Annotated in this window: 21 protein-coding genes; 11 read left to right on the forward strand and 10 right to left on the reverse strand. The window is 56.9% G+C overall.

Annotation, left to right across the window (positions count from 1 at the left end):
• The first annotated feature begins 14 nt into the window (after positions 1-14).
• From GM154_RS21010 to pcaC, 3 genes are read left to right on the forward strand one after another with little or no spacing between them, the layout of a single operon-like run.
• Positions 15-1,385 (forward strand): 3-carboxy-cis,cis-muconate cycloisomerase, encoded by a 1,371-nt coding sequence (locus GM154_RS21010; protein ID WP_219653248.1) that lies wholly within the window; start codon positions 15-17, stop codon positions 1,383-1,385.
• 10 nt (positions 1,386-1,395) lie between these two features.
• Positions 1,396-2,184, forward strand: coding sequence for a 3-oxoadipate enol-lactonase (pcaD, locus tag GM154_RS21015; RefSeq protein ID WP_150346781.1), 789 nt, complete (start codon positions 1,396-1,398; stop codon positions 2,182-2,184).
• An 11-nt stretch (positions 2,185-2,195) separates the two neighbouring features.
• Positions 2,196-2,606: a 4-carboxymuconolactone decarboxylase gene (pcaC, locus tag GM154_RS21020; RefSeq protein WP_010795464.1), complete on the forward strand. Its 411-nt coding sequence runs from the start codon at positions 2,196-2,198 to the stop codon at positions 2,604-2,606.
• 56 nt (positions 2,607-2,662) lie between these two features.
• On the opposite strand, the gene GM154_RS21025 is transcribed toward pcaC, so the two are convergent.
• Together GM154_RS21025 and sseA are read right to left on the reverse strand one after the other, a co-directional pair.
• Positions 2,663-3,946 carry an OprD family porin gene (locus tag GM154_RS21025; protein WP_074825059.1) on the reverse strand — a complete coding sequence of 428 codons (1,284 nt, stop codon included), beginning with the start codon at positions 3,944-3,946 and terminating at the stop codon, positions 2,663-2,665.
• Between the two features lie 569 nt (positions 3,947-4,515).
• On the reverse strand, positions 4,516-5,367 hold the full coding sequence (sseA, locus tag GM154_RS21030; RefSeq protein WP_219653249.1) for a 3-mercaptopyruvate sulfurtransferase: 852 nt from the start codon (positions 5,365-5,367) through the stop codon (positions 4,516-4,518).
• Positions 5,368-5,570: 203 nt separating this feature from the next.
• On the opposite strand from sseA, the gene epsC reads away from it, so the two are divergent.
• Positions 5,571-6,518, forward strand: coding sequence for a serine O-acetyltransferase EpsC (gene epsC, locus GM154_RS21035; protein ID WP_219653250.1), 948 nt, complete (start codon positions 5,571-5,573; stop codon positions 6,516-6,518).
• Between the two features lie 291 nt (positions 6,519-6,809).
• Here epsC and GM154_RS25720 read toward each other — a convergent pair whose 3' ends face one another.
• Positions 6,810-6,941 carry a hypothetical protein gene (locus GM154_RS25720; RefSeq protein WP_010795460.1) on the reverse strand — a complete coding sequence of 44 codons (132 nt, stop codon included), beginning with the start codon at positions 6,939-6,941 and terminating at the stop codon, positions 6,810-6,812.
• A 294-nt stretch (positions 6,942-7,235) separates the two neighbouring features.
• Between GM154_RS25720 and GM154_RS21040 the strand changes: the two genes are divergently transcribed.
• The 3 genes from GM154_RS21040 to GM154_RS21050 all read left to right on the forward strand — a co-directional run bounded on the left by GM154_RS21040 (position 7,236) and on the right by GM154_RS21050 (position 9,916).
• Complete coding sequence (locus GM154_RS21040) at positions 7,236-8,378, forward strand: hypothetical protein (protein WP_219653251.1); 1,143 nt, start codon at positions 7,236-7,238, stop codon at positions 8,376-8,378.
• A 280-nt stretch (positions 8,379-8,658) separates the two neighbouring features.
• The gene (cbpA, locus tag GM154_RS21045) at positions 8,659-9,609 is read left to right on the forward strand and encodes a curved DNA-binding protein (RefSeq protein ID WP_219653252.1); all 951 of its coding nucleotides are present in this window, start codon (positions 8,659-8,661) and stop codon (positions 9,607-9,609) included.
• A 1-nt stretch (position 9,610) separates the two neighbouring features.
• Complete coding sequence (locus GM154_RS21050; RefSeq protein ID WP_150346785.1) at positions 9,611-9,916, forward strand: chaperone modulator CbpM; 306 nt, start codon at positions 9,611-9,613, stop codon at positions 9,914-9,916.
• 42 nt (positions 9,917-9,958) lie between these two features.
• On the opposite strand, the gene GM154_RS21055 is transcribed toward GM154_RS21050, so the two are convergent.
• The 4 genes from GM154_RS21055 to GM154_RS21070 form a co-directional block, all read right to left on the reverse strand.
• Positions 9,959-10,651, reverse strand: coding sequence for a TIGR04211 family SH3 domain-containing protein (locus GM154_RS21055; RefSeq protein WP_374940334.1), 693 nt, complete (start codon positions 10,649-10,651; stop codon positions 9,959-9,961).
• 486 nt (positions 10,652-11,137) lie between these two features.
• Positions 11,138-11,728, reverse strand: a complete 591-nt coding sequence (locus GM154_RS21060; protein WP_219653253.1) for an NUDIX domain-containing protein — start codon at positions 11,726-11,728, stop codon at positions 11,138-11,140.
• A 134-nt stretch (positions 11,729-11,862) separates the two neighbouring features.
• Entirely contained in the window at positions 11,863-12,225 is a 363-nt protein-coding gene (locus GM154_RS21065; protein WP_019364305.1) for a hypothetical protein, read from the reverse strand.
• Positions 12,226-12,360: 135 nt separating this feature from the next.
• On the reverse strand, positions 12,361-12,585 hold the full coding sequence (locus GM154_RS21070; protein ID WP_010795453.1) for a hypothetical protein: 225 nt from the start codon (positions 12,583-12,585) through the stop codon (positions 12,361-12,363).
• 251 nt (positions 12,586-12,836) lie between these two features.
• Between GM154_RS21070 and GM154_RS21075 the strand changes: the two genes are divergently transcribed.
• On the forward strand, positions 12,837-13,637 hold the full coding sequence (locus GM154_RS21075) for a glycosyltransferase family 9 protein (RefSeq protein ID WP_219653254.1): 801 nt from the start codon (positions 12,837-12,839) through the stop codon (positions 13,635-13,637).
• Between the two features lie 32 nt (positions 13,638-13,669).
• Here the strand turns inward: GM154_RS21075 and yedF are convergent, their stop codons facing one another.
• Positions 13,670-13,942, reverse strand: a complete 273-nt coding sequence (gene yedF / locus GM154_RS21080; RefSeq protein ID WP_010795451.1) for a sulfurtransferase-like selenium metabolism protein YedF — start codon at positions 13,940-13,942, stop codon at positions 13,670-13,672.
• Complete coding sequence (gene yedE, locus GM154_RS21085; RefSeq protein WP_219653255.1) at positions 13,887-15,134, reverse strand: selenium metabolism membrane protein YedE/FdhT; 1,248 nt, start codon at positions 15,132-15,134, stop codon at positions 13,887-13,889. Before yedE ends, yedF begins: the two co-directional genes overlap by 56 nt.
• Positions 15,135-15,369: 235 nt before the next feature.
• Between yedE and GM154_RS21090 the strand changes: the two genes are divergently transcribed.
• A complete protein-coding gene (locus GM154_RS21090; protein ID WP_219653256.1) occupies positions 15,370-16,380 on the forward strand; it encodes an AI-2E family transporter in 1,011 nt (336 codons plus the stop codon).
• A gap of 115 nt (positions 16,381-16,495) precedes the next feature.
• A complete protein-coding gene (locus GM154_RS21095) occupies positions 16,496-16,762 on the forward strand; it encodes a DksA/TraR family C4-type zinc finger protein (protein ID WP_219653257.1) in 267 nt (88 codons plus the stop codon).
• Between the two features lie 29 nt (positions 16,763-16,791).
• Here the strand turns inward: GM154_RS21095 and GM154_RS21100 are convergent, their stop codons facing one another.
• A complete protein-coding gene (locus GM154_RS21100) occupies positions 16,792-17,388 on the reverse strand; it encodes an NUDIX domain-containing protein (protein WP_219653258.1) in 597 nt (198 codons plus the stop codon).
• A 235-nt stretch (positions 17,389-17,623) separates the two neighbouring features.
• Between GM154_RS21100 and GM154_RS21105 the strand changes: the two genes are divergently transcribed.
• Entirely contained in the window at positions 17,624-18,433 is an 810-nt protein-coding gene (locus tag GM154_RS21105; RefSeq protein WP_219653259.1) for a DsbA family protein, read from the forward strand.
• Positions 18,434-18,444 lie beyond the last annotated feature (11 nt).

Below are 18,444 nucleotides of genomic sequence, written 5' to 3' on the forward strand. Positions count from 1 at the left end.
AAGGATAAATGCATATGAGTCAGCGTCCGACCCATCAGCTCTTCGATGCCTACTTTACCCAGGCTGCGATGCGTGATGTCTTCAGTGATAGCGGGCGCCTGCAGGGCATGCTGGATTTCGAAGCCGCCCTGGCGCGAGCCGAAGCCGCGGTCGGTCTGATTCCCAAGGATGCCGTCGCACCGATCGAGGCAGCTTGCCGCGCCGAGGCCTATGACCTTGCCGAGTTGCAGCAGGCCATCGTGAGCAGCGGCAACTCGGCCATTCCGCTGGTCAAGGCACTGGGACGTGAAATCAAGCGTACAAGCCCCGAGGCCGAGCGCTATGTGCACATGGGCGCCACCAGTCAGGACGTCATGGATACTGGGCTTGTGCTGCAGGTCCGCGCAGCCCTCGCGCTGCTGGAAGACGGTCTGGCTGCCTTGGCTGATGCCCTGGCCAAACAGGCTCAGCGCTATGTAGACACGCCCTTGGCCGGACGGACATGGCTGCAGCATGCAACGCCCGTCACGCTGGGTATGAAGATTGCCGGCTGGCTAGGCGCCATTAACCGTCATCGCCAACGGCTGGCTGAGCTCAAGCCGCGTGTTCTGGTGCTGCAGTTTGGTGGTGCGTCGGGCACACTGGCGGCGCTCGGTGACAAGGCCATGCCGGTCGCCGAGGCGTTGGCTAAAGAACTTGACCTGACACTGCCTGATCAACCCTGGCATACCCAGCGGGACCGCTTGGTAGAGGCCGCCAGTGTGTGCGGCATGATTGCCGGAAGCCTGGGCAAGCTGGGGCGTGACCTTTCCCTGTTGATGCAGACAGAAGCGGCGGAGGTTTTCGAGCCGGCCGGGCAGGGGCGGGGTGGTTCCTCGACCATGCCCCACAAGCGCAATCCGGTCAGCGCCGCGGTCTTGATCAGTGCCGCGACCCGCATCCCCAACCTTGTCGCCACCATGTTCGCGGCCATGCCCCAGGAACACGAGCGCAGTCTGGGTCTCTGGCATGCCGAATGGGACACCCTGCCTGATATCTTCTGCCTCACTTCGGGTGCGCTGGAACAGTCGTTGCTGGTAGCCGAAGGGCTGGAAGTTGATGCCGAACGCATGCGCACGAACCTGGAGCTGACCCACGGACTGGTACTGGCCGAGGCTGTCAGCATTACCCTTAGCCAGCGTGTCGGCCGTGAGCAGGCGCATCAGCTGGTCGAGCAGTGCTGCCGTCGTGCGGTCGAGCAGAAATGCCACCTGCGTGAGGCGCTCGGGCAGAACGAGACCGTGACCGCCGAGCTGTCTGCCGATGAGCTGGATCATCTGCTCGATCCTGCGCACTACTTGGGACAGGCCCGCACCTGGGTAGAACGCGCCTGTGCCGAACACCATTCACTGACGTCTGCTCGCTAGGAGGATTCCTGTGCCAACTGTGCAACTCGCCGAGGGCGAACTGAATTACCGTTTCGATGGCCGCGAAGACGCGCCGGTTCTGGTGCTGTCCAACTCGCTGGGCACTGACCTGCATATGTGGGATGATCAGATTCCCGCCTTTACTGAGCATTTTCGCGTACTGCGTTATGACACACGGGGCCATGGCGGCTCCACCGTCACGCCCGGTCCGTACACCATTGAGCAATTGGGCCATGACGTCCTGGCGCTACTGGATGCGCTCAAGGTTCAGAAAGCCTTTTTCTGCGGACTGTCCATGGGTGGACTGACCGGGCAGTGGCTGGCAGTGAACGCCAGTGACCGTATCCAACGCGTAGTCATTTGCAATACCGCTGCCAAGATCGGAACGGCAGACGGTTGGAACGACCGTATCGATACGGTTTTGAAGGGCGGCCAGGCGGCTATGGTCAATCTGCGTGATGCCTCCATTAGCCGCTGGTTTACACCTGAGTTCTCTCAGGCAGAGCCAGCCAAGGTCAAGCGCATTACCGACATGCTCGCAGCTACCTCGCCAGAAGGGTATGCCGCCAATTGTGCTGCCGTGCGTGACGGTGATTTTCGTGAGCATCTCAAGGCCGTCACCGTTCCGGTGCTTATCGTGGCGGGTACGCACGATGCCGTCACCACACCGGCCGACGGTCACTACATGCAGGCTCAAATTCCGAATGCCGAGTATGCGGAATTCGATGCTGCGCATCTTTCCAATGTACAGGCCGGCGAAGCATTCAGTCGCCGTGTCCTGGCTTTCCTGACGGCTTAGGAGATCTCGAGATGGACGAACGCGAACGTTATGAAAAGGGCATGGAGGTCCGTCGCGCGGTATTGGGCGATGCCCATGTGAATCGCAGCCTGGAAAAGCTCACGCCATTCAACGAGGAGTTTCAGGAGATGATCACCCGGCATGCCTGGGGTGATATCTGGACCCGTCCGGGCCTGCCGCGGCATACCCGTAGCCTGATTACCATTTCCATGCTGATTGGGATGAACCGAAGCGAAGAACTCAAGCTGCATCTGCGCGCCGCTGCCAACAACGGTGTAACGCGCGATGAGATCAAGGAAGTGATCATGCAGAGCGCCATTTATTGCGGTATCCCGGCGGCCAACGCGACCTTCCATTTGGCCGAGTCAGTATGGGATGAGCTGGGCGTGGAGTCACGCCAAACTCAATATGAAGGGCAGTAGGCAAGGCGTTATAAAAAAGCCCGTCGAAAGACGGGCTTTTTGTATTGACCTGGCGCTTACAGAATCGAGATCGGGTAGCTGAAGATCAGGCGGTTCTCGTCGACATCGTTGTTGCTGCCATAGTCGCGGCGGACCATAGAGTTTCTCCAACGCATGTTCAGGTCCTTGAGCGGGCCGCTCTGGAAGGTATAGGCCACATCGAAGTTACGTTCCCATTCCGAGCCGTCATCATTGGCAGCGTTGACGTAGATGTTGTCACCATGGCCGTAACGCGCCATGAAGGCCAGACCCGGAATACCCATAGCAGCAAAGTTGTAGTCGTAACGCAGCTGCCACGAGCGTTCCTTGGCATTGTCAAAGCTCTGGGTAAACATGTCGTTTACGATACTGCCGCCGCTGGAACCGTTAACGCTCAGCCAGCCGTTATCACCGCTGACGCGCTGATAACCTACGGTAAACTTGTGGCCACCAATACCGGCGGACAACTGTCCAGTGAAGAGTTTGTTGTCCAGGTTGCCCGCGCGCGCTTGGCCTTCCTCTTCACCGGTGAAGTAACCCAGGTTCGCGCCCAGGCTCCAGTCCCCGAACTTCTGGGTATGGGTCAGGTTGAAGAAGTTCTGCTTGTAGACATCTTCGAACTGCGCGTGCCATACGCCAACCATGGTGCGCTTCTCGTTGAAGGTGTATTCACCCCCTACATAATTGAAGCGATCCGAAGAGGCTGCACGAATCTGACGGGCACCGCCGGTCGTGATGGACAGATCCTCCATGTTGGAGGAGTTACGCAGGCTCACCTGGCGAATCTGCGCAGCATAGAACGTGAAGCCGTCCAGTTCCTTGGAGGTCAGTGTCGCACCGCGGAATGTCTGAGGAAGCAGGCGACCATCGTTGAAGCGAAGCACGGGTACGTTAGGCATCAATTCGCCTAACAACAGATCAGTCTTGGAAATGCGAGCCTTGAAGGTAGCGCCCAAACGACCGAAGTCATCCGCGGCACGCCCATCATCATGTACCGGCAGCAACTGAGTGCCAGCGCGGCCCCGACCGCTATCCAGCTTGATCCCATAGAGCCCGGTCAGGTCCAGACCAAAACCTATGACGCCCGGTGTGTAACCCGAGGTTGCCGTCATAATGAAACCTTGGCCCCATTCTTCGACCTTGCTCTGTTGAGCGCTGGTACCGTTGCGGAAATCCCGGTTGAAGTAATAGTTGCGGGTCATCACGTTGACTTTGGCGTCTTCCAGGAAACCTTCAGCATGAGCAGCCATCGGTAATGCCAAGGCCAGCGCAAGCGGTGTGAGTCCAATAAACGCAGGAACAGAGAGATAGCGAAGGGTCATTATTGTTGTACTCCCATGAGTAATGGTGCCGCACCTGAGCGCAATCTCTTACGGATTGATTTATCAGAGGCGGAGAGGCCCTGATCCTCAGGGCATTTCATGTCCGGCCTGAATAGGCAGCCGAACCTAAGCGGACGCGCAAACGCCTCCGCGAAATCTGGAAGAGGGGGGAATATCGGGCAGGAAAATTAAGGCCGTACAGGGTGCAATCTTCAACATTCAGGTTATTCCATTATTGAATTTATTGTGGAATTCACCCTTGTGCCTTATGGCCAGGGTTGTACGATGACGTGCCGCGATAATGCTATCGATTCGCTACCTAAAGCAATAGCCATTTGTTCGTTTATCGCACTTGAAAGACCGTATGAGACAAATGGCTTAACTGTATGCCTGATAACACTTTTAAGTAGCACATAAGCGGCCGAGCCCTGAAACAGCGTGGCTCAGAGAAGAAGATCTGTCTTGTTCGAGACCCTAGAAAAGGCGTCTATTAGACCAAAGAATAATCTTTGAAGCCTACGCCGCGGTGGTGGAGCGGTACCGTCAGAGGAGCGATACCGCGGGAATGATCAAGCCTGTCCTGTCGCTTTGGGGGTATCTGAGCGCGAGCCCCATTCTGTCCAGGAGCCGTCGTACAGGGCCCCTTCCGGTAGGCCTGCCACTGCCAGTCCCAGGAGAAGAACGGCTGCTGTCACGCCGCTGCCGCAACTGGTAACCACTGATCGTGAGCCATCCGCACCCGCATGTGCAAAGCGCGCACGGAGCGTCTCGACATCCTTGAACGTGCCGTCAGCGTTGAGAAGATCGGTATAGGGCAGGCTGGCACTACCTGGAATATGCCCGGAGGCCAAGCCTGCACGCGGCTCGGGCACCGACCCCCCGAAGCGATTGGCCGCGCGTGCATCCAGTACCTGCTCGAGGCGGCTGTCGAGGTTGGCCTGGATATCGCCCAGGCCCCGTAGCATTCTGGCGTGGAACGTGGCTTCGAACGTTTGGGCCGGTACGACAGGTGCCGGACCTTGTTCTACAGGTCGATGTTCGCTCTGCCACTTGGGAAGGCCTCCATCGAGCACTGCGACCTGATCATGGCCGAAGAGGCGAAACATCCACCAGGCACGCGCTGCTGAAAACAACCCTTTCTGGTCATAAACCACAACGCGGGACTGGTTGTTGACCCCCAGCTCACCTACCAGCCGGGCGAAACGACCTTGGGAGGGCACCATGTGCGGCAGCGTTGTGTCCTGATCTGAAATCTCTTCGATATCAAAGAAGCGAGCACCGGGTAAGTGAGCAGCCTCATACTCGGTACGTGCATGTTTCGACTCATTGGGCAGGTAGACACTGGCATCGAATATCACCAGGTCTTTGTTGCCCAATGCGTTGGCAAGCCACTCGGTACTGACCAGAGGGCCAAACGTCATAAGAGTTCTCCTGTATGAATGTTTCACTCGTGGTTGCTTGACGCCAGGCGGTGCGGCGTTGGCAGGTCTGTCCCCATCCTATCCGATCGGGCAGGCGATGCGGTAAGGTACGAGCAGGCGTTGGGGCGCGCTCGATCAGCCGCAACGTTTTATTGTCGAACCCAGGACCGGCCCGCGCCGGTTCTTTTTCCAGGAACGTGGTAATGAGCGATTCAAATGCGGTGCGGGGTAAAGCCCCGGGGATCAACTGGCAACTGGAACGAATCGTAGATGAGCTGCATGACGCTCGTAACGAATGGCGTAGCCAGCATGGCCGAACGCGAGAACTGAGCAGCCGTGAACTGCCGTCGCGAGCGGTAATGAGCGAGATCCTCGAGTCGCTCTGTAGCGCCTTGTTTCCGCTCCGTCTAGGACCCAGTGACCTGCGTGCGGAAAGCGAAGACTTTTTCGTAGGGCATGTGCTGGACCGTGCACTCAATGCTCTATTGGGGCAGGTACGTCTGGAGCTATGTTATACCGCTCGGCAGCGGGGAACCTCTGAGTGCTCGGTCGAAGATCCGGCGCAGCGCATTGTGCAGGACTTTGCCTTGGCATTGCCTGATCTGCGGCGTCTTTTGGATACCGATGTGCTGGCAGCCTACCGGGGCGATCCGGCGGCGCGTAGCGTGGATGAGGTACTGCTGTGCTATCCCGGTATTCTGGCCGTGATCTACCATCGTCTGGCGCATCAGCTCTATCGCGCTGACCTGCCCCTGCTTGCGCGCATGATTGCAGAGCTGGCTCATTCGGCGACGGGTATTGATATCCATCCAGGTGCGCAGATCGGCCCCAGCTTCTTTATTGACCATGGTACCGGCGTGGTTATCGGTGAGACAGCCATCATTGGCGAGCGGGTCCGGATCTATCAGGCAGTGACTTTAGGTGCCAAGCGATTCCCGGCCGATGAGTCCGGTAATCTGCAAAAAGGGCATCCACGTCATCCGATCGTCGAGGACGATGTGGTCATCTATGCCGGCGCGACCATTCTGGGACGCATCACTATCGGAAAAGGCTCCACCATTGGCGGTAATGTCTGGCTGACGCGTAGTGTTCCGGCGTTCAGCAACGTGACCCAGGCCAACTTGCAAGGATGCTCCAACAGCGATCAGTAAAGGTGTCGCTCGGCAGGCTAACGCTTCAATACGCAACATGTCCTGACTGCCACAGGCATGAGGGGCACGATTGCTATCCAGGAATGATTGCGCCGGATGTCGAAGGCAGCAGCCAGGCTTTCAACGCTGCTGCGTTCGGTGATCCTGATCCGCCCCCTGATGGCCAACCCGTTAGCGCATCCGTGATGGACTGGCGTTGGGAAACATCAGGCACAAAAAAAGGGTTGAAGCTATAGGTATATAGTCTTCAACCCCAAGACCGAGTAGAAGAAATCCGATCGACTGATCAGATCATGGTGAGATCGGGTCGCTGGCAGGAAAAGTTTCCTCTACGGCCTGGTCTAGCTGGTCGTCATCGACGTCACGATTATCGAGGTCTTCGTTTTCAGCGTTCTGGTTTTCGGGGTGCTTGATGTCGCTCATGTTCGTCTCCCGTTCGGGCCTTGTGCAGGCGTTATAAGTTAGGCCGCAGGAGATACTGAAGGTTCTGACCACCCATCTATGAGGCCTTTGGTCTCACTTACGAAGTGTTAAAGAGCGAGCATTTTCAATCTTTCGATTGATACCCGTCGCTGCGCTAAACGGCGAATATAGCCTCCCGATTCACAATGCCTGATCGCTAGGGTGCCCTTGCAGGTTCTTGCGCAATGGTAAGGCGGTAAAGGTCTTCCAGACCTTGCTATACCTCTGGTGGAATAAACATTCATGGAGAGAGCTATGTTTATCTTCAAACCGCTCGCCGCTGCCGTTCTCGCGGTGTTAGCCACGCAAGCCTTTGCTGAAAATAATACGGCCCGACAGGACCAGCACGGTGTGCTCAATACGGCTACGATCGAGCAGTCCGGCTCCGGTAATGCCGCCAAGCAGTCGCATAGCGGTTACGCCAATGAGGCTCGTCTGGCTCAGGCCAATAGCCAAGCCGGTACTGCACAGCAGGCACAGGCGGGCAATTACAACGTTGCGACTGTCGAGCAGGCTGACTCGACCAATGCCTACTCCAACCAATACCAGTATGGCTGGAACAATCAGGCGTCGGTCTCCCAGCAAGCTTCCGAATCGGCTTCAGTCAACCAGAGCCAGACAGGCACTGCCAACGAAGCTGAAACCGAGCAACTAAACACGACCCAGGCAACCTCCCGGATTACGCAAAACGGCAATACTCACTGGGCCCATACGCTGCAGGAAGGGGCCGTGGCCAGTGAAGTATCCGTTAATCAACAGGGCGACAATCACACCGCTCTGCTGTGGCAGCGGGACGGCTCCAATAACGTTGCGACGGTCATTCAGACAGGGAACGATACCTCCGCCAATATCTACCAGCTGGACAGCCAGGGTTCCGTGGCCACGCTTGAGGTCAGTGGTGTGAATACCTCGGCCTATGTCACCCAGCGCGGTACGCAGCAGCAAGCCGCTGTTCGTATCGACGGTCAGAATGGCGGCGCCCTGGTCACTCAGGAAGGCAGCAATAACGACGCAGACACTACCCAGAGTGGTGTCTCGAACAGTATTGATGCTTTCCAGGCAGGTGACTGGCAGGCCGCTCAGCTCAGCCAGGTGGGTGACTACAACATTGCGACCGCCAACCAGACCGGGACCGGTAACGAGTTCTATGCCGACCAGACCGGCAACAGTAACGTCCTGTACGGCACGCAAGAGGGTAGCGACAACATCCTGAGCGCTTCGACCGAAGGCTCGCTCAATGAAATCACCATCGGGCAGCAGGGCGATCGTAACGTGGCGTATCTCAGCCAGCTGAGCGGGTCGGATAACCACATCACGCTACAGCAGACCGGTGCTGATCTACGGGTCAATCTGAGCCAATCCGGCACAGGCAACCGCGTCAATCTGATTCAGCAGTAAAACTGATCCTCTTTCGCGCACCGCCTTTGCACAGGCGGTGCGCGCCTGAAGCCGCTTGGCAAACGGCTGCCTTCCGTGTCTTTTTCGCAACCGGCACTGGATTCCTGGCGTACTGTCCACATCTTTATCGAAGGGTGTTTGTGTCGTGCACTGACCTGTATCAGCGCCATACCGGGCTGATAGGGCTATGGTTATAGACAGGCACGATCACCGGGCAGCGGCAGGCCTGTCATAGCTGTCTGCTTTTGACTGTTGTCGATTGACGAGACGGTGAGGTTCGATGGAATTCAAAGATTATTATGCGCTACTGGGCGTCGACCCGGGCGCAGACGAAAAAGCGATCAAGACCGCATACCGCAAGCTGGCGCGCAAATATCATCCAGATGTCAGCAAAGAGCCGGATGCGGAAAACAAATTCAAGGAAGTCTCCGAGGCCTATGAGGTTCTCAGAGATCCGGAAAAACGAGCCGAATACGATCAACTACGCCAGTACGGCCGGGCCGGGCAGCAGTTCGAGCCGCCGCCAGGCTGGGAGTTCAACGGCAATTTTGGCGGAGGAGGAGACGGGCAGTACGAGCGGCATTTTTCCGATTTCTTCGAATCTGTTTTTGGTGCCCGACCCGGTAGTGGGCGCGGCCAGGAGCGTAATGCCGGACGAAGAGGGCAGGATGTGGAAATGGAACTGCCGTTGTTTCTCGAAGACACGCTGTCGGACGAGCCGCGGACCATCAACTATCGGGTGCCTAGCTATAGTGCGAACGGGCTGCGTCACGAGAGCGTACCCAAGAGCCTGAACGTACGCATTCCGGCAGGCGTGACCGATGGCGAGCGAATCCGGTTGAAAGGGCGGGGCGCCCCAGGGCTCAATGGCGGACCCGACGGCGATCTTTATCTGGTTGTCCGGCTGGTTCCTCATCCACTCTTCGATGTCGACGGGCATGACCTGCTTCTGACCGTTCCGCTTGCGCCCTGGGAAGCTGCACTAGGCGCTAAGGTAACTGTCCCCACCTTAAGCGGAAAACTGCAATTGACCGTTCCGGCCAACAGCCAGGCGGGACAGCGTTTACGTCTCAAGGGTAAGGGGTTGCGAACCCGGAAGGGCGGCGCAGGGGACCTGTACGCCGTGATCAAAATTGTCATGCCCAAGACTCATGATGAGGCTACTCGGAAACTATGGGAGCAATTGGCGAGCAAGGCCAGCTTCAACCCCAGAAGTGAGTGGAGGGACTGAGATGACCACCGTAATCGTGGAATTTGACATCGAAGAAATCAGCCAGCTGGTCGATACGCCAGTGACTCACATCGTCGAGCTTGTCGAGCATGGCATCGTCGAGCCACGCGGGCTGCGGCCAGAGGTATGGGTATTCGACCTGTCAGCGTTGCATACGGTACGCCGTGCCGTACGGCTGCAACGAGAGCTTGAGCTGGACTGGGCGGGCATCGCACTGGCGCTCGACCTGCTGACCCAGGTAGAAACCCTGCGTATGGAAAACCGCATGCTCAGGCAGCGGCTTGCCCGCTTTGTGCTTGATGAATAAGAGGAGGGCTCCAGGCACACATGTTGTGCCGGAGCCTGCCCTTTAGAACCAGCGATCGTTGCGCTTTCTGCGACCCGCAAATGACGGCAGGATCAGACCTGCCAACAGGCCGGCTCCGGCAATGCTGCCTCCGTAAACAAGATAACGCATCATGACATCCTTGTTCTCATCACCCAGGCGCGCCTTGACGCTGCGAAGTTCGGACTGTGCATCGGTCAGCTCGGCATCCAGCTGGCGCCGGGTCTGCTCAAGTTCATCTATGCGTGCTTTGCGGGCGTCCATGGTTTCCTGCATGCCCTGAACGCGGGATTTCCAGCTGTCATCGATCGTCTTGAGCTTGCTGCTCAGCTCGTTTACCTGCTGTTCCAGTTGCGGTACACGCTCTACCGGGCCTGGTTGTTCCTGCAGTTCGCTGGAGCGAATCCATACCAGGTCACCGCTTTCGCCTCGGATCTGGCTGTAATCACCTTGGGTGTTAACCAGTTCGACTTTCTGGCCGGACTTGAGTGATCCAACGATACGATAGCCATCGGTCGGGCCGCTGCGAACATACGTGGACAGCGTATCGCTGACCCAACGGTCAGCCGCCTTGTTTTCCTGGGCCTGTACCTGACCCAGACCTGCTGTAAGGGCTGCTCCGAGCAGACAGGCGCTCCAGGTAGAGCCTTTGGAAAAAATGCGTGTGCCCTTGGCTAACGGGGTACGAGAAAAAAGGGCTGCGAGAAAAGTGGGCATAGGCATTAAATGGTCATGTAATAAAAGTATGAGAGCCTGGACAAAAGGCCATCTTTTGGAAAGGGCCGTACCGTAACAAGCCTGGCCTACGATCAGCAATCACCTCATGCAGAGTTTGTGCATGGAGCACGCCGCGCAGGGGCCGTCAAACAGGGTATATGCCAAATTCTGGCTAGAACCTGAACGATCCACACCTTTTCAGGCCAGTAAGCCGGAATATTATTTCCTGATGCGTCTATCCGGTGCTGCATATTACGGGCTTGCCAGCAAAGTGGCTGGCCACTGATTCAACTGATAAGAGGTGTGCGACCTCCTGCAAACGCAGAGGTTTCTGCCTTTGCAGGAGAGGGGTCTAAAAGTGTGAAACGGCTTGAAAGTCTGGTTAAAGCACGTCCTGGCCATGTTCAACGAAGAGCATGGTCGTAGGCCGCAAGGTCTGCAGCAGGATATTCGCTTTGAGAGGCGGATTAGCCATGTGTACGATGTCTAGCGCTTAGAAAACAAGTAGAGCGCTGCATAGTGCACCAGCATGATGGTCTTGGCGTCCAGAATGCGTCCGGCGCGAATCATGTCCAGCAACTCATCGAAGCCAAACTCCATTACTTCGATGTCCTCACCCTCATCAACCAGCCCGCCCCCTTCGCTTCTATGTGTATCGCTATCGTATTCTGCCGCGAAGAAGTAGAGTTTTTCCGTGACCGAGCCCGGGCTCATGTAGGCTTCGAACAGCTTGGTGACATGATGGAGGTGGTATCCCGTTTCCTCTTCGATTTCAGCGCGGATGCGCTCTTCAGGCGCGGCGTTGTCGAGCAGGCCGGCCGGCGTTTCGATCAACATGCCGTCTGGAATGCCATTGAGATAGGTCGGCAGGCGGAACTGTCGGATCAGCACAATGGTACGGCGCTCCAGGTTGTACAACAGTACCGTCGCGCCGTTGCCGCGGTCGTAGGTCTCACGGGTGTGCTGCTGTCGTGATCCATCACGCCGCTGGTAATCTAAGGTGTACTTGGTCAGCACGCCCCAATCATTGGCAAGAATCTGTGAGTCGAGGATACGGATGGGCGAGGAGTCGGTCATGAAGAGTTCTCAAAAGAGGGTATTCAGGCGGGCTGATGCCGGGCTCAGGTACTGGGTATTGATGAGCATGCCAGTGCATCTTGGCAGCGGTGTGTCAGAAGGGAAACCGGCGCGGTAGCCGGTTTCCTGAGCCGTTATGGTTTGGCTATATGCCAGACACCACCTTTGCCATCGCCAGTCTTGTCACCAGCCTTTTTGTCCTGGACGAAGGTATACAGCGGCTTGCCCTTGTAAGTCCACTGCATGGCGCCATCTTCACGCTCGATCACGGTCCAGGCCTCCGAAGGCTTGCTACCGGCCTCTACCTTGAGCGGCGGCCAGTTTTCCGCACATTTGCCATTGCAACTGGAGACACCTTCGGTGTCCTTGTCGTAGGTATATAACGTTCTGCCCTGGTCATCGACTAGGACACCTTCTTTTTCCATCGCCGGGGAGGCTGCCAGCGCAGCGCTGGAGGCCAGAAGGGCAGTTACAGCAAGCAGGGCTTTGACAGTCATGGTGGTCTCCATGGGTAAACAACTTGTTATAAGCAGTTTCCTTGTCACCTACACACGGACCGGCGGTGCCGGATAGTGTTCCTTACAGGTTCGGCTCCAAGGCTTTTTCGACATGCCTTGTATAATGCTTCTCATCTATAACGTGGCAACCAGTTTGCCAATGGCGTCCAGTGCCAGCGCAAGCAGGGCGGCAATCCCGACAGAGCCTATAACCAGAGCCTTACCCCACCATACGCCCCATTTCACTAGGCCGGCCACAATGCCAACAGCGCACAGCAGCAGCCCGAGCTGAAGATAGTAAGTCGTCCAGGCCAAGGTCTGAATGAACAGCAGCCATAACTCGTTGAGTTCCTGGTACATCAAGCGCTCCGGTATCCGATCAGCCCACACTATCGCACGTCTGGCTGAAAAGCCGTGTGCCCCTGTGGTTACTCTGTGACGATGCTGTCGACAGCATCGCTCAGAACCGATGGAAATACCCGCTTACACCCTTGAAGGGTGTCTACTTAACGAAACGCTCACGAATGCAGTTTGGTTAAGCAAATCTTAAGGATGAGCCTGCTAGTCTCCTGGCACATTTTGGGTTCGGCATTACATTCGGGAGAAATCGAATGGGATGGGGTGACGAGCTGATGGCTGCGGGTCAGGCCCGCGTGCATTATGAAAAGACCCGGCAGAAAGTGGTGTTCGTGGATTGTGAGGGGCAGCCGCGCTGGTCGGAGATCTGGGAGAACAATCCCTATATTCTCAAACAGCCGGAGCCAGGGTGCGTCACGATATGCAACGCACCCAAGAGCCGTCCGTATATCTACCGCAAGAACAAGAAAGTCTGCGAGTGGCAGGTCTTTGAGCTGGTGCCTGGCGAGATATTTTTCTCTGCCCAGGAGTTGGTGTTCGGTCGACAACATGCCCAGGGCGCGATTGTCATTGAGCCCCATACCAAGGTAACCGATTCCAACAAGGCCTGGCTCTGGGAGCGTTGGGAACAGCTGGCTCGGTGCGGCTTCGACTTCGTGCAGTTGGGGCCGGAGGGAACCCGGCTGCTTCCAGGGGTACGGCATGTCGTGACGGCCAGCTTTCGCGAAGCGGCGGCCGTACTGGCTCACGCCCGGGGTTTTGTTGGGGCTGAAGGCGGAATGCACCATGCTGCTGCAGCGGTTTCAACGCCAGCCGTTGTGCTGTTTTCAGAGTTTATTTCGCCACGGGTCACGGGTTACCTGGGCCATATCAATCTGTATCAAGGCAAGACTCCGTTGGGTAATGGCGCACGGCTGCCCTGCAAGAAGTGCCGGGCGTCCATGCAGGCGATCACTGTCGATCAGGTGGTGTCGGCATTGAATGAATTGATGTCAGGCGGCTCAGCCATAAGGCCCGGTGTTGCCATGGCGCACCGAGTGGCTGCCGAGGCGTAAGTCGAATGGGGGCCTCCAGAGAGGCCTCCTGACTACACGGTGACGCTGGCTGCCGTCTGGCCTGCCTTTTCCGCAGGGACTTCGATCAGGAAGCGGAACAGCGAGCCATGCTGCTCGACGCTACGGCACAGATAGCCATAGCGTTGGGTATCCTCTGGAATGCCATGTACCGACTGCGCACAGTCGGTAATGACTTCGAGCAATTGACCAACCTGCATCGTTTCCAGGGTTTCCAGTGTAGCGATGGCGTTATAAGGGCAGTGTTCGCCCCTCAGGTCGAGAGACAGATCCGGTTGTGTGCTCATGGACTCTCCTGGAGGTGCCGAAACGGCGAGCGTTGAGTTGAACCAATAGCAGGGCGATGCCCAGGCCGATAAAGGTTAGTAGCAAACCATAGCCAGGGCCGACGGCTTTCAGTAAGTCGATCTTGGGATAGGGAAGCGCCAGTGCATTACCCAGCTCGTCCCAATACACTGCCACCAGCGTACCGCCAATCACATTGCCCAGGCCCACTACCCAGAAGTGCACCTGTCCTTCCACGGCGCGGTACATCCAGCCGGTCTCGCAGCCACCGGCCAATACGATGCCGATACCAAAGAGCAGGCCGCCAATGATGGCGTTCGGGCCCATCCAGAAAATCTTGGGCGCAACGCCCAACTGAATCGCACCAAAAGTGCCAATGGACGCAACCGCCATGCCCAGCAGAATCCCTTGGGCAGCCCGAGTGCGGCCGGTCGTCCAGATGTCACGGGCGGCGCTGGTAAAGCAGATCTGGGCCCGCTCGATCAGGGTGCCGAACAAGAGCCCGAATATGCAGGCGATACCCAATACAAAGGAGGCCTCGAATCGCCAGGCGGCCAGCAGTGCCGCGGCACACAGTACGGCGATGCCCAGGCGGGATTGTGTTCTGGCCCGGCGTGCAAGCGCATCTGGGGGAGGCATGGGCGAGCGGGTTTTGCCAATCTTGAGTGGCGCTCTCAGAAAGGGCAGCAGGCTGAGCTTTACCCCTATCCAGGCTCCTGCGACAGTCGCCAGCATGAAAGCCCAGGCATGCAGGGAAAACATAGGAATGCCGGTAAAAAAGGCGGCCAGATTGCATCCCATGGCCAGGCGAGCACCGAGGCCTGCAACGATCCCACCAATCAATCCCTGCAGCAGGCGCCTACGACTGGTAGGCCAGCGCCAGCCCACATTGCCTGCGAACAACGCCATGCTCAAGGCACCGAGAAACATGCCGGCGATCATGACGCCATCGATCCGGTCCAGCGGGGTACCCTGCAAACCGATGAGCTTGAAATAGCTCCATTTCTCAGGGTGGAGGCCGAACCAGGACAGTACATGTCCTCCCCAACGGGTAAATTCTCCGGTGACGGCCCAGAACGTATGGGTGAGCGTGAAGTAATACGCCGAAAGGACACCCAAGGCGACCAGTGTCGGAAGGGGAGCCCAGAAGCGGACAAGGTACGTTTGACGAAAATGAGCGAGACCGGCGAACACGTGGCAAAGCCTCTGAAAGGGAAACGCGTAGTATAGAGCAACCCTTCATTTTGTAGTGGCTTTAGGCGTCATGCCGTCGAATTTTGAAAGACCCGGACATGAACGGTATTTCCCGCGCGGGCCCTTAACAGGGCACAATAGAGGTTGCGCAAGAGCCGCAGTCACCTCTGTTTTACGATAATGATTGATGGAATGGATTGCCTCCTTGAGGCTGCCTTACAACGCATAGGACATCATGCCCGTATTTACGCCTCGTCAGATTCTTCTGGGTAGCTGGTTCGTTATTCTGGCCAGCCTCATGTTGGTTTTTCCGCTTGGATTGGTCCCCAGTCTGTTTGCCGGTCTGCTGGTCTTTGAACTGGCCAATATGCTGGAGCCTCGCCTGCAGGGGCTTATTTCCGGTGATCGTGCCCGTATCGTAGCGGTAGCCCTGCTGGTGACCCTGGTTGTCTGTGTACTGGCCGTGTTCTTTGCGGGCGCGATCAGTTTTGTACTGCATGAAGTCCGTAATCCGGGCAGTCTGATCGATAAATTCATGGCGCTCACCGAGCGTGCCCGTGGGCAACTCCCGATGGCGCTCGATAAATACCTGCCCGCCAGCGCCGAGGATTTTCGGCACTCGGTCAATGAGTGGCTCGGCGCTCACTTAGGTGAGCTGCAGACCATTGGCAAGGATGCCATACACACGTTTGTCACCCTCGTAATTGGCCTGATCCTGGGCGCTGCCGTTGCTTTGCAGCGCAAGCGCAGCAGAGCCCAGGAACGTCCGCTGTCCACCGCGCTGCTGGACCGTGTGGCGCTGCTGTCAGAGGCATTTCGCAACGTGGTATTTGCCCAGGTAAAGATCTCCTTTATCAATACCATTCTGACAGCCGTCTTTCTTGCGGGTGTGTTGCCGCTCTGTGGCATCCACTTGCCCCTGATCAAGACAATGATCGTAGCGACCTTCATTCTGGGGCTGCTGCCCGTGATCGGGAATTTGCTCTCTAATACCTTGATTCTAATCGTAGGGCTGTCGGTTTCGCTGTGGGTGGCAGTATCCGTAGGGTGCTATCTGGTCGCTATTCACAAGCTTGAGTATTTCCTCAATGCGCGCATTGTCGGAGGGCAAATTAAGGCCCGCTCCTGGGAATTACTCTTAGCCATGCTGGTTTTTGAATCGGCTTTCGGCCTACCAGGACTTGTGGCTGCGCCTATTTATTACGCCTATCTCAAAAGTGAGCTGACACGAGCAGATCTGGTGTAAATGAGTCATAGGATGTCATTGGTCGGCTACGGCAAATGACGTTGCGCTGGCCTCTTGTTATAGGTGCAGATGTACCCATATCAACAGGATGTCTCACAGCTAATGGGAGAGTCCTATGGCCAGTGGTTGGGCAAACGACGGGGCGGTTCAAGAGCAGATCGACAGCACCATTGAAGATGCTATCCAGCGCGCTCGAAGCCAGATGGCGCGTGGTGAAAGCCTGACGCATTGCGAAGAGTGCGATGCCGTCATTCCTGAGGCTCGCCGTCAGGCGGTAAAGGGGGTGCGCTTGTGCATCAACTGCCAGGCAGCCTGCGACAAGGAGCAGGCCCGGTTCAGCGGCTATAACCGACGCGGCAGTAAGGACAGCCAGCTACGTTGAGCGTGCTGCCTGTCCTCTGTGAGGCCTGCTCATTCCGTGCTTTTGAATAGATACAAGGCTGCATGATAGAGCAGGACGATCGTTTTTATGTCCTTGATGCGGCCTTGCTCAATCAGGCTTAGCGCTTCATCGAAGCGCATCTCCAGTACTTCGATATCTTCGCCTTCATCTTCTACACCACCACCCCGAGATTGACGGCGTTCAGGATCATATTCCGCCGTGAAGAATGACAGCTTTTCAGTGACCGAACCGGGCGTCGAGTAAGCCTCGAACAGCGGAGCAGGCTGTCTGATCTCATAGCCGGTTTCTTCAAGAACTTCAGCCTTGATCCGCTCCTCAGGCGAGTCCTGATCCAGCTTTCCGGCGGGTGTCTCTAATAGCATGCCATCGGTTACGCCATTGACGAAGGCAGGAAAGCGAAATTGCCGGGTGAGCACAACGGTCCGCTGCGCCCGGTTATAGAGGAGCACGGTAGTGCTGTCGCCTGCATCGTAGGTCTCTCGGGTCAGCTGTTGCCATTGGCCGTTACGGCGGCGGTAGTCGAAGGTGTTTGTCTTGAGTACGGAGAAGCCTTCGGAGAGCACTTCGCTCTTCACTATCCGGATGAAGTCAGCTTGATCAGTCATTTACATTTACCTCGCTAAAACCATTCGGACTCTCATTCATGGCAAACGTCAGTTGAAGGCGACCAGCTGTCCCAAGGCATTCTGCTGGATTGCTTTCAGGTGTGCCGAATGCCTCAGGTTTGTACCTGTTCCATTCAACCTGTTTTTGTAAAGGCCTCGGCATGCGGTACGATCATGAGCTTTCCGCCCACCGGCGGAGTGCTATTTCCCCTCGTTCATAGCCAAGGAACCACAGATGCAGAATTTCAAAGGTCGGACGCTGCGTGCCAAATCAGCTCTTGCAGCATTGGTTCTGGCCTGCGCTCCCTTTGCCCACGCCGATAGCAGTGTTGGCGGTTTCAATGCCAGCCAGCAGGATGCGATTGGCAAGATTGCCGCGGATTATCTGATCAAGCACCCTGAGGTGCTGGTTCAGGTCAGCCAGGCGTTGCAGCAGAAGCAACAGGAAGAGCAGATCAGTCAGCTGACCGTGGGTGCCGTAGCTTCCGCCGATGCCTTGCTCAACGATGCCAAGACGCCTGCCGTAGGGCCGAAGGATGCCAAGGTAGCGATCGTCGAGTTTTTCGATTACCAGTGCATCTATTGCTATCACATGTCCGAAACGGTCGAAGGGCTGATCAAGGCGAACCCCAACGTTCGCTTCATCTTCAAGGAATTTCCAGTCTTTGGTGCTCGCTGGCCTGCGTCCATCCTGGCGGCGGAAGCCGGTCAGTATGTGTATACCAAGAAGGGTGGTGAGGCTTACCTGAAATACCATAACGGTCTGTTTGCAACCGGCAAGAACGAGGGCAAGCTGACCGAGCAGGACGTGGAGAAGGCTCTGAAAGCCGTTGATCTGAAGCTGGCCGATGTCAAGGCTGACGCGAAGACGCTAGAGTCCCAGATCCAGGCCAACATGGACCTAGGCAGCAAGATGCAGATCCAGGGTACGCCTACGTTCGTAGTCATGCCGACCAAGGGCGCAACTGCAGACAACGTGACCGTTATTCCCGGCGCGACCGATACGGAAAACCTGCAGAAGGCCATCGACGCCGCCAGCAAGTAATTCCGTTTATC

The organism is Pseudomonas sp. MAG002Y (assembly GCF_019400845.1).
Classification (GTDB): domain Bacteria; phylum Pseudomonadota; class Gammaproteobacteria; order Pseudomonadales; family Pseudomonadaceae; genus Chryseomonas; species Chryseomonas luteola.

Coding starts and splice junctions, on each gene's coding strand:
- GM154_RS21050 (WP_150346785.1), top strand. CDS start 9,611: ATGACCACCGTAATCGTGGAATTTGACATCGAAGAAATCAGCCAGCTG.
- GM154_RS21095 (WP_219653257.1), top strand. CDS start 16,496: ATGGCCAGTGGTTGGGCAAACGACGGGGCGGTTCAAGAGCAGATCGAC.
- GM154_RS21065 (WP_019364305.1), bottom strand. CDS start 12,225: ATGACTGTCAAAGCCCTGCTTGCTGTAACTGCCCTTCTGGCCTCCAGC.
- GM154_RS21105 (WP_219653259.1), top strand. CDS start 17,624: ATGCAGAATTTCAAAGGTCGGACGCTGCGTGCCAAATCAGCTCTTGCA.
- GM154_RS25720 (WP_010795460.1), bottom strand. CDS start 6,941: ATGAGCGACATCAAGCACCCCGAAAACCAGAACGCTGAAAACGAAGAC.
- yedF (WP_010795451.1), bottom strand. CDS start 13,942: ATGAGCACACAACCGGATCTGTCTCTCGACCTGAGGGGCGAACACTGC.
- GM154_RS21025 (WP_074825059.1), bottom strand. CDS start 3,946: ATGACCCTTCGCTATCTCTCTGTTCCTGCGTTTATTGGACTCACACCG.
- pcaC (WP_010795464.1), top strand. CDS start 2,196: ATGGACGAACGCGAACGTTATGAAAAGGGCATGGAGGTCCGTCGCGCG.
- GM154_RS21100 (WP_219653258.1), bottom strand. CDS start 17,388: ATGACTGATCAAGCTGACTTCATCCGGATAGTGAAGAGCGAAGTGCTC.
- GM154_RS21060 (WP_219653253.1), bottom strand. CDS start 11,728: ATGACCGACTCCTCGCCCATCCGTATCCTCGACTCACAGATTCTTGCC.
- cbpA (WP_219653252.1), top strand. CDS start 8,659: ATGGAATTCAAAGATTATTATGCGCTACTGGGCGTCGACCCGGGCGCA.
- GM154_RS21055 (WP_374940334.1), bottom strand. CDS start 10,651: ATGCCCACTTTTCTCGCAGCCCTTTTTTCTCGTACCCCGTTAGCCAAG.
- GM154_RS21010 (WP_219653248.1), top strand. CDS start 15: ATGAGTCAGCGTCCGACCCATCAGCTCTTCGATGCCTACTTTACCCAG.
- GM154_RS21040 (WP_219653251.1), top strand. CDS start 7,236: ATGTTTATCTTCAAACCGCTCGCCGCTGCCGTTCTCGCGGTGTTAGCC.
- GM154_RS21070 (WP_010795453.1), bottom strand. CDS start 12,585: ATGTACCAGGAACTCAACGAGTTATGGCTGCTGTTCATTCAGACCTTG.
- GM154_RS21090 (WP_219653256.1), top strand. CDS start 15,370: ATGCCCGTATTTACGCCTCGTCAGATTCTTCTGGGTAGCTGGTTCGTT.
- epsC (WP_219653250.1), top strand. CDS start 5,571: ATGAGCGATTCAAATGCGGTGCGGGGTAAAGCCCCGGGGATCAACTGG.
- sseA (WP_219653249.1), bottom strand. CDS start 5,367: ATGACGTTTGGCCCTCTGGTCAGTACCGAGTGGCTTGCCAACGCATTG.
- GM154_RS21075 (WP_219653254.1), top strand. CDS start 12,837: ATGGGATGGGGTGACGAGCTGATGGCTGCGGGTCAGGCCCGCGTGCAT.